10 protein-coding genes are annotated in these 12,097 nt (G+C 39.8%); 3 read left to right on the top strand and 7 right to left on the bottom strand.

What is annotated here, in order from left to right:
* Together KK060_RS17955 and KK060_RS17950 are read right to left on the bottom strand one after the other, a co-directional pair.
* Nucleotides 1–1,752 (bottom strand): DUF1501 domain-containing protein, encoded by a 1,752-nt coding sequence (locus KK060_RS17955; protein WP_254155159.1) that lies wholly within the window; start codon nt 1,750–1,752, stop codon nt 1–3.
* Between the two features lie 12 nt (nt 1,753–1,764).
* Nucleotides 1,765–3,507 (bottom strand): DUF1800 domain-containing protein, encoded by a 1,743-nt coding sequence (locus KK060_RS17950; protein WP_254155158.1) that lies wholly within the window; start codon nt 3,505–3,507, stop codon nt 1,765–1,767.
* A 137-nt stretch (nt 3,508–3,644) separates the two neighbouring features.
* On the opposite strand from KK060_RS17950, the gene KK060_RS17945 reads away from it, so the two are divergent.
* The gene (locus KK060_RS17945) at nt 3,645–4,496 is read left to right on the top strand and encodes a hydroxymethylglutaryl-CoA lyase (protein ID WP_254155157.1); all 852 of its coding nucleotides are present in this window, start codon (nt 3,645–3,647) and stop codon (nt 4,494–4,496) included.
* Between the two features lie 99 nt (nt 4,497–4,595).
* Nucleotides 4,596–5,231 (top strand): tetratricopeptide repeat protein, encoded by a 636-nt coding sequence (locus tag KK060_RS17940; RefSeq protein ID WP_254155156.1) that lies wholly within the window; start codon nt 4,596–4,598, stop codon nt 5,229–5,231.
* 225 nt (nt 5,232–5,456) lie between these two features.
* Here KK060_RS17940 and dprA read toward each other — a convergent pair whose 3' ends face one another.
* The 5 genes from dprA to KK060_RS17915 are packed head-to-tail and all read right to left on the bottom strand — an operon-like array spanning nt 5,457 to nt 10,003.
* A complete protein-coding gene (gene dprA / locus KK060_RS17935) occupies nt 5,457–6,566 on the bottom strand; it encodes a DNA-processing protein DprA (RefSeq protein WP_254155155.1) in 1,110 nt (369 codons plus the stop codon).
* A 29-nt stretch (nt 6,567–6,595) separates the two neighbouring features.
* Entirely contained in the window at nt 6,596–6,934 is a 339-nt protein-coding gene (locus KK060_RS17930) for a MerR family transcriptional regulator (RefSeq protein ID WP_254155154.1), read from the bottom strand.
* 1 nt (nt 6,935) lies between these two features.
* Nucleotides 6,936–8,012 (bottom strand): CapA family protein, encoded by a 1,077-nt coding sequence (locus tag KK060_RS17925; protein WP_254155153.1) that lies wholly within the window; start codon nt 8,010–8,012, stop codon nt 6,936–6,938.
* A gap of 51 nt (nt 8,013–8,063) precedes the next feature.
* Complete coding sequence (locus KK060_RS17920) at nt 8,064–9,029, bottom strand: M23 family metallopeptidase (protein WP_254155152.1); 966 nt, start codon at nt 9,027–9,029, stop codon at nt 8,064–8,066.
* Entirely contained in the window at nt 9,029–10,003 is a 975-nt protein-coding gene (locus tag KK060_RS17915; protein WP_254155151.1) for a M23 family metallopeptidase, read from the bottom strand. Before KK060_RS17915 ends, KK060_RS17920 begins: the two co-directional genes overlap by 1 nt.
* Before the next feature lie 181 nt (nt 10,004–10,184).
* Between KK060_RS17915 and alaS the strand changes: the two genes are divergently transcribed.
* Nucleotides 10,185–12,097: alanine--tRNA ligase (gene alaS, locus KK060_RS17910; protein ID WP_254155150.1), on the top strand; the 1,913-nt coding region annotated here is incomplete at its 3' end.

Raw genomic sequence — 12,097 nt, 5'->3', positions numbered from 1 at the left:
TTATTTAGAAATGACTAGTTTTTTTGCTTGTTTAAAAAATCCGCACTTGTATTCACAAATATAAGTACCTGTTTCCAATGCTGAGACATCAGCTTCTATCGTATGTGACCCAGGAGTATATTCTTTGCTTGTTAATGTCTTTACCTTTTTGCCTTGATTGTTATAAACGTCAATGTTTACGAGGTAAGAACTATTAAGATAAAAAGTAATACTTATCTTGTCTTTAGCAGGATTAGGGTACGGGTCCTCCATTGAAAAACGATCGCCTATAAAGTCGCCGTTGCCTGTAATAACTTTTGATACAATAGGCATCTCAAAGAAGGTTTCTCCATCAGCAGTTCCACCAGTCATAATACCTTTAGTAGGGTCTTCGCTGTTAGGAAATATTTTATCGAGTTTGGCCGTTGCTGTTGCCTCATCATCTTCATTCAACATCCAGTTGCGCATAATGTTTGCATACACCACGCGATAGTCATACTGCATGTCGAGGTTATGGCCATTTGGCGTTAATTTAAAAGCGTCGCCTTGTATGCCAGGTTTAACGCCTTTTCCGAATATAAACATAGGCCCTGCCGTGCCATGATCAGTTCCATAACTTCCGTTGGATGTTACACGCCTTCCGAATTCAGAAGTAGTAATTGTAAGCACACGATCATCCAGACCTCTGGTTCGCAGATCTTGTTGAAAGGCATTCATTGCACTGCTGATGTGATGTAGCAATGCGGCATGTGAGCCCATTGTTGTATCATAGTTCTCTACCTGTTCTGCGTGTGTATCAAACCCGCCGATCTTAACAAGGAACACTTTAGTCTGGCAGCCACCAGCAAGTAGCCTTGAAATAATTTTTAATTGCTCACTCAGTGGATTTGTAAGGCTTCCTTTTGGCGCATTGTAAGGATAGTTTTTGGGGTAATTGTTGAACCCATTCATGCTATCTCCCTTCTTGTATACTTCAGCAAGACGCGCAGCATAATCTTTTGTTTTGTCTTCGAGACTTAAAATCCATTCGAGCTCTTTATAATAAGGAGAGCCTTGCAGGCCTTGAGGTGGTAAACCCCTCGGATCTATTTGTTCATCAACAAATCCATCCAGTTCTTCTACGAGTTCTGCAAAGCTTTCGGGGCTGTTTATCGCAATGGAAGTAGGAATATTTCCCTCTTGATGAAAGACTAGCGAAAGATCACTTCCCATTTCAATGGCGAGAGGATCTTTCATATCACTGTTAGGAAAATCCTGCGGGTATTTCAATGGTGCATACTCGCCTTGTAAGTATCTGCCTAACCAACCTGATTGTAAATAATCATCGGCAGAGCCTCCCATAAACCAAATGTCTCTTCCACGAAAGTGAGATCCATTGTTCTTCTTATAAGAAACACCTTGTATTACAGCGAGGTTTGCGTGGTCATACAAAGACTTCATGCCCAACATATCGGGATGGAAGCCTACTTGTTTTTCAAGGGGAAGTGTACCATCAAGCGAAACAAATCCACGGCTCCTGTTTTTATTTGGTATGGCTATGTTTGGTCTCTTGTTATAATAGAGCTCGTATTTATCAACAGGGATAACCGCATTTAATCCATCATTGCCCCCATGCATTTGAAGAATGATAAGCACCCTGTCTGACTTGCTGGCAGCAGCAAGACGGGTAAGGGAATTATCACCCATCACTTTAATAGAAGTTCCGGCAAGCGTAAATGGAACACTCATTGCCAAGGGAAACTTCTTTAAAAAATCTCTTCTTGATTGCTTCATGGTTTTGGTGCGTTAGGCAAGTTGGTATTCAGGTGATTGCAACATGGCGTTGAGTAATTTTTCCAAGGCAATGGTTTTATCTTCTATATTATTTCCTGGCCAGATCATGGTTTGCCAGTATGTTTCCGTAAATTCTGACAGGAGTGCTTTTTTAAAGTAGTTGATGCGTGCATCTGTTAATCCAGGATCATTGGTAGGCTCATTATAATAAGGTACAGGGAGCAGATGAGCAGCAAGCGCGTTGATAAGTTGTGTGACGTTGCCTGCTTCTGCGGCAAAGTGTTTCGTGATGAAATCATAAACATTTGCCTTTAACATGGCTTGTCGACCTGTGGTTATCAATGTTCTGATAAAGTCATAACGGTTTGCTAATGCGTTAGGAGTGATCCAGTACCGGTGGTATACCGGGAATTGATGGTAGGCTTCATAGCCGGCGACATCATAGGGTTCAAAGAAACTCATTCCCATGCTGTTGATACGACCTAGAATTTCTTCCGTAGTCATATAGAACTCCTCGGTGTTATTTACCATGTCCGGAAGTTTTACTTCGAACATTTTTAAGGTAGATATAATAAGATCAACCGGTGATTTTATTATACCACCAAAGTTATCATCAGTAACACCACCTGCAGCTTCGTAGAAATGCACACTGCGTAACAAGTTTTCAATAACTGGCTGAATTTTATAACCATTATCTCTGAATGTGTTGGCCATTTCGTTGATGATGGTGTTTTCAATGGGATCCATCTCATTTCTGGTATGTGGCGCCCATACAAAGAACCTGTAAATCTTTCTGCAGATATTTTTTGCTGTTTCAGGACTGCTATAGATCTGATCTACAAGCTGCCTTATTTCATCCAATGCACTTTCTTCAGTAGGAAGCGTTCCGTTAAGTAGTGTTTGATCAGGTTGTATAATATTATTATTGAATCTTGCGCTGAATTGTTTCGGAGTATTATCGTGCTGTGAAGCATTGGTGGGATTTCCTTTTACTTTGCCTCGGGGCAAGCCTGTATCCGGATCTAAATTTTCAAAGGTATCATCGAAGTCCCAACCTGAAAGAACACGTGCTGCTGCCTGAATATCTTCTTCCGTATATACGATGTAATCTCCGTCAGCAGGTGTGGTTCCTACAACACCTTCAAGACCTCTTCCTATAGAATATAATTCATGAAGCTCTCTTGCATAATTTTCATTTACCGCTCCTTTTACGTTAAGACCACCATCCAGCAAACGTAGCATGGCATTGTCTACACTTATTTTAACTGTAAGTGTTTTAAAGTTTATTTCCGGGTCAGGATTAACTCCATCTAAGGCAAATAGCCTAAGGAGTTGGTTTTGGAAATACAACGCCCTGCTACTACTTACTCTTGATTTGATGGTTGTAAAATGCGTATGAAGAAAGTAAACAATACGTTCGCGTGCTGACCATGCAAGTGCCATACTATTATCAACACCAGCGCTCATCATTTGTGCCACGAACCATCCTAGAAAATAGTTTTCGAGTTCAAAGTCTTCGCTGTTAGCTCCTGTTGTGCCTGTGGTTACCCATTCTTGTCCCGTTGCAGGATCGATAGGGGGCTCAGGATCTGGCAATGTTATGTTTTTTGGGAACAATAAATCTACAGCACTTTGAGCAGTAAGGTTACTAAAGGAGGCAATCTGGTCTTTTGTAGCGCCAAAGGTTGCTCTTCTTAGCAGATGAGCAGCACGTTTAAGTCCAAGGGTTGTACCTTGTAATTCGGGTAAGGCCATAGTAGGGTTGTTTCAAAACGGCTATTTATTCCCTAAAATCGGAAATAATTTCCAAATAGGGGATAAAGTGCATTATTTACCGACTATTGTTAATATTTATCTGTCATTTAAGTTTACCATAGTTAAAATTACACTAGATGAAGATCATTGAATGTCCGCGAGATGCAATGCAAGGTCTGGAACAGTTTATTCCAACACAAAAGAAGATTGAATATATTAACAAGCTTCTTGAGGTAGGTTTTGATACGATTGACTTTGGGAGTTTTGTTTCAAGCAAAGCCATACCACAGCTTCGTGATACATCGGAAGTATTAGAGAAACTTAATGTACAGCGGAGCAATTCAAAACTATTGGCTATTGTTGCCAATACAAGAGGAGCAGAAGACGCCGCCAAGTTCGAACGCATTACATACCTTGGTTTTCCGCTGTCTATTTCTGAAACCTTTCAGAAAAGGAATACAAATAAGTCGATTGCAGAGGCACTTAACACAGTAGAAGAGATCCAGAATGTTTGTGTAAAAGCGAATAAGACGCTTGTTACTTACATAAGTATGGGTTTTGGTAATCCGTACGGAGATCCGTACGATGTTAGTCTTGTTGCTAAATTTGTTGATATTCTTGTCTCGTTAAACATATCTGTAATTTCTTTAGCAGATACAATTGGTGTGAGTTCGGAAGAGAATATCACATCGTTGTTTAAAGATTTATCGAGGCAATACCCTTTTACAGAAATAGGAGTTCACCTTCATTCAAATCCGTTTACTGCTATTGAAAAGATTAACGCTGCCTATCTTGCAGGGTGTAAACGTTTTGATGGCGCCATAAGAGGTTATGGGGGATGCCCGATGGCCAAAGATGAACTGGTTGGTAACATTGCTACTGAAACAATTGTTAACTATTTGCAAGGAAAAGGAGTTTCATTAGATTTTAACAAAACTGCCTTTGCAGAAGCGCAATCTTTAGCCGATCGGATTTTTCCTAAACACTAGTTCTAATACCTCATTATTAAACAAAACATTACTTCAAAACCAAACGGGCATAATTACTGCTTAACTTTGTTCGTTAAAATGTATCAAACCCTACGGTTTATGAAAAGTGTTTATTTCTTAGTTATCCTTCTTGTTACTATAACAACAGGATATTCACAGACAGCTAAAGATTATACCCAAAAGGGTATGGAGTACTATGAGAAGCATGAGTACATGGAAGCATTGATAAATCTTAATAAAGCTGTAGAATTAGACCCTAACTATTTCAGAGCATATTATGTAAGAGCAAATATTAAAGATGCTTTTGATGATCGCCATGGTGCCATGAAGGACTATAACATTTCAATAGAAAAGAATGCGAAGTTTGCCGATGCGTTCTTTTCAAGAGGAAATGTAAAGATGAAACTTCAGGATTACTATGGAGCGATAGATGACTACAGCATGGCTATCAAAATCAATGAGAACTACATTGAAGCCTACTATAACAGAGGCAAAGCTAAGCAATATTTACAGGCCTATGAAGATGCCATCAACGACTGCTCGAAGATCATTCAGATCAATGCGAAAAGTGTTGATGCCTATTATATGAGAGGTTTGTTACGAATTAATTACGGTGACTTTAAAAATGGCTGTCTTGATCTTAGCAAAGCAGGTGAGCTTGGCGACTTAAAAGCTTATGAAGCCATTAAAGAGAAATGTAACCAAAAGAGCGGCGAGACAGAAGGTAGTTACTAGGTCTAACCACAACACTACGAATACATTAATCCAGAGGCGACCGTTCTGGATTTCTTATTTTTATCAATTTCTCACATTAGAGATTAAGCGGAGACCTTGAAGATGAGGTTCCAAAATGAATATTTAAGGTACGAAATCTGCTAAAAATGGGAAAGTAAATGGGTAACATTAATGTCGTCGAAAGGTTAATGTGGTTGAAAGGGTCAACTCAACCCAGGCAATGTTTCAGGCTTTAACGAGCTTGTATACTTTGCCTGGTAGTGATTTTACAATTCCTTTAAACTCCAGCTCAAGGAGAATGGAAGCCAGCTGACTTACCTGCACGTTTGTTTTCCAGCTAAGCTCATCGATTACAAGTTGTTTATTATTGGCGAGCAATGTTTTTAAAACGAGCTGCTCGTTTGGTGAATAGTTATCTAACAAGAATACTTCAGGTTTCTTTTCCGGTTTAACGGCAGCATCCCAGTTCATGACGTATTCGAGGTCTTTCACTGAAGTAATCAAGTTAGCACGATTGGACTTGATCAGGTTATTACATCCTTCAGAATGACTTTGACCTACATTGCCGGGGTATGCAAATACATCTTTGTTATAGCTATTCGCAATATCTGCCGTAATTAAAGCACCTCCTTTTTGAGCAGCTTCAACAATAATAATAGCATCGGACAAGCCGGCGACAATTCTGTTTCGGGCAGGAAAATGATGAGCATCAGGTTGAGTACCAAAAGAATGCTCTGTTACCAGGCCTCCATTGTCCATCATCTTTTTCGCTATCTCTTTATGCGAAGAAGGATAAACTACGTCGATGCCACTTCCCATCACGCCAATGGTGGGCAATCCTACTTTCACAGCGTGTTTGTGTGCGTGAATATCAATACCATAAGCGAGGCCGCTAACAACAAGGGCTTGGTGGGCGACTAGTCCCTCCACAAGTTCTTCAACGCGTTCTCTTCCGTAATCTGTTGCCTGCCTTGTACCTACAATACCAATGGTTTTAGGATTCTCAAAATCCATATTTCCCTTAAGGTAAAGCACGGAAGGAGAGTCGTTAATTTGTTTCAGTCTTGATGGATAGTTTTTATCGGTAAAGAAGACGATTTGTACATTTTCTTTCTCTGCCTTTTTTAGCTCTTGTTCTGCCGTGCTAAAAGGTTTGCCTTGTTTTATTGATTCTGCTGTTACTTCACCAATTCCGGGTATCTTTAGCAATTTTCCTTTTGGGGTCTTAAATACCTGTTCTGCTGAGCCACAATAACTTACAAGTTGCCTGATTAGATGATCACCAATTCCGGGAATAAAATGTAAGGCAAGAAAAGAGAGTCGGTTTTGATCCATGGATTTTCTACAGCATCAACAGCGAGATATTAGTGAAGGTTATCCCGAAGTTCGATTAGAAAGGATCTCACTTTGCGAAGCGATTCAAGCATCTCCATTTTATCTCTTACTGCCTGGGTATCATTTCGTAACATTTCCTTTGCGCCTTGAAGCGTAAATCCTTTTTCTTTTACAAGGTGATAGATAGTGCGAACATTCTCGATATCTTCTTTGGTAAACTGGCGATTACCTTTTCTGTTCTTTTTGGGTTTGATGATATCAAATTCAGATTCCCAAAAACGAATAAGGGATGGTGCAACGTTGAAAAGTTCAGCAACTTCTCCTATCGAGTAGTAGAGTTTTTCTATTTCCTTTTCTTTATACGCCATGTTACTGAGCAAGATAAGTAATTAAACCGTTATCATCAATCTGAGTTTTTGATTCAGGAAAATCTTTTTTTGTTAACTCCTGAATCTTTTTAATTACTTGCTTTTGCATATCAATTCTCACGCCAGTAGCATAGGTTTGATAAGTAGGTGTGATTTCTGCCTTAAAAAAATTTCCTTGTTTGTCAGTAAATACCTTTATAATAGGAGCGAGGCCATTGACACCATTAACACTTATTCCTCTGTACGTGCAGAAATTACCGAGGCTATAAGCGATAAAGCGATTATTGTACACTTCTACAGCTCTTGTCACGTGCGGACCATGTCCGAAAATGATATCTGCGCCGGCGTCAATTAATGTATGAGAAAATTTGTATACATCTCCGCGGTTTTCGCCGTGGAAGATTTCGTTTGTACGAGGAACATTCTGATACTGCGCACCTTCCGCACCCCCATGAAATGAAACAATTACTATATCGCAGGTGTCGGCAAGTTCTTTTACTATTTGTACAGCACCTTGCAAGTCGTTAAGCGGAACGCAATTGCTATTTGGGGCAAAAGCAGCCAAGCCGTATCTGATTCCTTCCTTTTCAAAAATCGCGGTTTTTTGCGACATTTGTCCTGCATGAACAATTCCTGCGCTCTCTAATGTAGCCATACTACTTTTTCTTCCTTCATCACCCATATCTCCGGCGTGATTGTTGGCAAGACTCATCATATCAAACCCTGCGTTGATGAGATTTTTCACATAACGTGCAGGTGTGCGGAAAGCATAACATACTTTCGGGTCATTACATTTCTTCGGAATTCCACCACTGTCAAGCAATGTTCCTTCGAGATTGCCAAAGGTAACATCAGCACTTTTTAAAACTGATTCTACATCTTTCAACAAGAAGTCACCATCGTTCGGTGGTAATTTATCCTCGGGAAAATTTGTACCCATCATAATATCCCCCACACCGATGATGGTTAATGTATCTTTTGTATGTTGTGTTGTATCAATAGAAGGAACTGAGACAGAATCCTGCGAAAAAGCTTTTAATCCAACAAAAAGTACGACTAAAATGCAAAGGAATCTCATGGCTTAAAATTTAGGACGCAAAGAAAGCAGATTGTTAATAATAAGGAAAAATTAATCGAGCGAAAAACTATTTTCACTTCCATTGTCAATTAATTTCTGATATTCCTCATTGCTGAGATCGCGTTGAAAGAAATTGATGGGATTTACATGTTGCGCGTTATAGAGCACTTCATAATGCAAATGAGATGAAACAGAATTGCCGGTATTACCAACATATCCAATTAACTGGCCGCGTTTTACGGTTTCACCTTGCTTTACCTGAAATTTGGAAAGGTGGGCATATCTGGTTTCAAAATTATAACCATGATCGATATATAGCACGTTTCCGTAAGAGCCCGAGAAATATGCCATTACTACTTTTCCGTCTCCTGTAGCATAAACAGGTGTGCCATGAGGTGCTGCAAAGTCCAAACCTTTATGGTCTTTCCATACCTTAAAGATAGGATGTAAACGAAGGCCATAGGTGAGATGTAGTTTTTGAAGTTGCTTGTTGCTGACTGGCTGTATAGCAGGGCGGGCTGACCACGCCAGTAATTTCTCTGTCAGTATTTTTTCAAGGTCGTCATACGATTGCACCTCTACCTGTACCTGGTGTTTTATCTTTTGGAGAGAGAGGAAATCAGAAACAATGTAGGGGAAATCTTTGATCTGCATTGTGTTGATTTTTTCACTTCCGCCGATGCCTGCCTCTCTGATTGATGATTCAAGCGGGTTAGAGTCGAGTATAATCCTATAGTTATAGTCGTCTTTTCTGATAAGCTCAGCTAGTTCTTGTTGTGTTTGCTCAATGCGCCTATGAAGGACATTCCATTTCACCTTAAGCTTTTCATTTTTTTGTTTCAATAATAGCTCGTCTAAGCTCTCAAAGTGTTGGATGGAGAGAAGGTAGGCGCCCAATGCAATAATCAGCGATAACATTATGAAGGTGAGCACATGGTTTCTCAGTGTCCTTCCATTAACATAGAAAGGTTCATATTTACACGTCTCACGGTTATATGTATATCTTACTTTCCGCATTAGTCAAGTGATTGATTTTGTTGCTGACTAAATTGTTTAAGTTGATTATATAGTTGAGGTTCTACTTTTTCAATCATATAGTCTATGGGATCTACTGCTTTACCCTCTCGGATTATTTCATAGTGTAAATGAGGAGCAATTGATCCACCGCTATTACCAGAGGTTGCAATTACAACGCCCTTTTCTATATTTTGTCCTGCACGTACTTTAATTTCTTCTAGGTGTGCATACCGGGTAATAAGCCCGTGGCCGTGGTCAATCTCAATATAGTTGCCGTAACCCGCTTCTACAGTGCTGATTTTAGTTGTTATGATTTTACCAGGTGCAGTAGCTATTATTTCAGTACCGCGAGGCAGTGCAATATCAACGCCTGTGTGCTTGTAGAGCCCCTTATGGAAGGGATTTATTCGCACGCCATATCCTGAAATAAGTTGCTGCGGAGCTAAGTTGCGAATAGGTTGAAGCAGGGGAAGAGATTCGATCAATCCGTATTTGGTATTGGCAATTTCATTTCTGAGGGAGAATCCTGGATTTTTTTCCAAAATAGTAGCAAATAAGGCATCAACTTTTGTTTCTAGTGTTCCCGCGGTTTTGCGAAATGATTTGGCATTACTCAACAGGATATCATGTTGCCTTTTAGTCTTCTTATTGGTGTTTGGTGTGTTGCTGATTTGGGCAAAAAACTTTTCGTGCAATTGCTTATCTTTTTCTTTGAGCAGAGATAATGTTGCCTCAACGTCTTCGAGTTCTTTTAATAAGAGCAGTTCGTTCTTTTGTAAAACTTTATTCTCTTTTTGATATGCAATTTCCTGATTAGAACTAAAGAGAAAATCATGAAGGATGAGTAGAGCAGCAAGAAAAAAGAAGGCAGTTATAGCTACGCCCAATACATACATAGACGCTCCTTTGAAGCTGATGCGTGAACGCTCGTAACGGCAAGTTACCGTATCGTAACGGTAAGTGGGGCCTCGCATGTTTAATTTCACAGATTTCACTTCCTTCTTTTATGTTTCAAACCATAAAAAAATCTATTCATTCTGCATAATCTCTGTCAACTGCGATTATTTTTGTGGTTTGCTGTCCCGAGCACTTCTCGGGATTTGCTGCTAATATAAGTAAAAAAACAATAGTTCACCCCTTAAAAAGCGTATTGCGATGGATTCGGGTTCGATTCGAAGAAAATTCCTTGATTTTTTTAAAGAAAAAGGCCATTTGATTGTGCCTTCTGCACCTCTTGTGTTAAAGAATGATCCAACTCTACTTTTTACCAATTCCGGTATGGTGCAGTTTAAAGATTATTTTCTTGGAAACGCCACACCGAAAAGCAAACGTGTAGCAGACACGCAGAAATGTCTTCGCGTAAGCGGGAAACATAACGACCTGGAAGAAGTAGGTATTGATACTTACCATCATACCATGTTCGAAATGCTGGGTAACTGGTCGTTTGGCGACTACTTTAAGAAAGAAGCTATTGCGTGGGCGTGGGAGTTACTCACAGAAGAATATAAGCTTCCTAAAGATAGATTATATGTTACTGTATTCGAAGGAGACAATAAAGAGAATTTGCCCTTTGATCAGGATGCATATAACTATTGGAAAGAATGGATTGCAGAAGACAGAATACTAAGAGGTAATAAGAAGGATAATTTTTGGGAGATGGGCGATACAGGGCCGTGCGGTCCTTGCTCCGAGATACATGTTGATCTGCGTACAGACAATGAGATAAAGAAAGTTCCAGGTAAGGATGTAGTGAATACGGGCCATCCTCAAGTAATTGAAATCTGGAATAACGTGTTCATGGAGTTTAACCGCAAGGCTGATGGATCACTTGAAAAGCTTCCTGCACAACACGTTGATACAGGGATGGGATTTGAACGGTTATGCATGGCCATTCAAAAGAAAACATCCAACTATGATACTGACATCTTCACGCCCCTGCTAGACTTTATCAGTAACGCTGCTGGTATTAAGTATAAGCAAGAGGAAAAGACTGATATTGCTATGCGTGTAATAGCAGATCATATTCGCGCTGTGGCTTTTGCTATAGCAGACGGTCAGCTACCATCAAACACAGGAGCTGGTTATGTAATCAGAAGAATCTTAAGAAGAGCCATCCGTTACGGATTTACGTTCCTGAATTTCAAGGAGCCATTTATTTACAAACTGGTTCCTGTATTGGGTAATCAGTTGAAGGACGTATTCCCTGAACTAGAATCACAGAAGGATTACGTTGGTAAAGTGATCTTTGAAGAAGAGACTTCATTTTTAAAGACACTTGAGAAAGGTCTTAAGCGGATCGAGGTTATACAGTCTGAATTAAAAGATAAAGTCATCAAAGGTGAGTTAGCTTTTGAATTGTATGATACTTATGGTTTTCCTTTCGATTTAACTTCCTTAATTGCCAGAGAGAGAGGATATTCAGTTGATGAAGAAGGTTTCAGAAGAGAGATGGAGAAACAGAAGACCCGATCTAAAGCTGATGCTGCTAAAGAAACTGGTGACTGGATTGTAGTAGGTGAAGATGAAAAGACAGAATTTATCGGTTATGATCATCTCGATGCTGATGTAAAGATTACCAAGTACCGAAAGATCAAACAGAAGAATAAAGAACTTGTTCAGCTTGTTTTTGATAGAACACCTTTTTACGCAGAAAGTGGTGGGCAAGTTGGTGACACTGGTTACATTGAGGCAACTGGAGAGAAGATCAATATCATCGATACCAAAAAGGAGAATGAGTTAATTATTCATTTTACTGAAAAACTTCCGTCTAACCTGAATGCTACTTTTAAAGCACAGGTAGAAAGCAAGAAACGTCAGTTGTCAATGAATAACCACTCAGCTACGCACTTACTGCATGCTGCGTTGCGCCAGGTGCTTGGTAAGCACGTAGAGCAAAAGGGTTCATTGGTTAATGATAAAATGCTTCGTTTCGACTTCTCACATTTTGCTGCCATGACACAGGAAGAGATTCAGAAGGTAGAGGATATTGTCAACAAAAAGATCAGGGAGAATATTCAACTGGACGAGCAACGCAACGTGCCGATAGAGAAGGCAAAGGCGTTGGGAGC

Source organism: Chryseosolibacter indicum (assembly GCF_018598585.1).
Lineage (GTDB): Bacteria > Bacteroidota > Bacteroidia > Cytophagales > Cyclobacteriaceae > Chryseosolibacter > Chryseosolibacter indicus.
The sequence above is the reverse complement of the archived record's forward strand: the minus strand, read 5'-3'. Positions and strand labels throughout refer to the sequence as shown.

Coding starts and splice junctions, on each gene's coding strand:
- KK060_RS17955 (WP_254155159.1), bottom strand. CDS start 1,752: ATGAAGCAATCAAGAAGAGATTTTTTAAAGAAGTTTCCCTTGGCAATG.
- KK060_RS17950 (WP_254155158.1), bottom strand. CDS start 3,507: ATGGCCTTACCCGAATTACAAGGTACAACCCTTGGACTTAAACGTGCT.
- KK060_RS17945 (WP_254155157.1), top strand. CDS start 3,645: ATGAAGATCATTGAATGTCCGCGAGATGCAATGCAAGGTCTGGAACAG.
- KK060_RS17940 (WP_254155156.1), top strand. CDS start 4,596: ATGAAAAGTGTTTATTTCTTAGTTATCCTTCTTGTTACTATAACAACA.
- dprA (WP_254155155.1), bottom strand. CDS start 6,566: ATGGATCAAAACCGACTCTCTTTTCTTGCCTTACATTTTATTCCCGGA.
- KK060_RS17930 (WP_254155154.1), bottom strand. CDS start 6,934: ATGGCGTATAAAGAAAAGGAAATAGAAAAACTCTACTACTCGATAGGA.
- KK060_RS17925 (WP_254155153.1), bottom strand. CDS start 8,012: ATGAGATTCCTTTGCATTTTAGTCGTACTTTTTGTTGGATTAAAAGCT.
- KK060_RS17920 (WP_254155152.1), bottom strand. CDS start 9,029: ATGCGGAAAGTAAGATATACATATAACCGTGAGACGTGTAAATATGAA.
- KK060_RS17915 (WP_254155151.1), bottom strand. CDS start 10,003: ATGCGAGGCCCCACTTACCGTTACGATACGGTAACTTGCCGTTACGAG.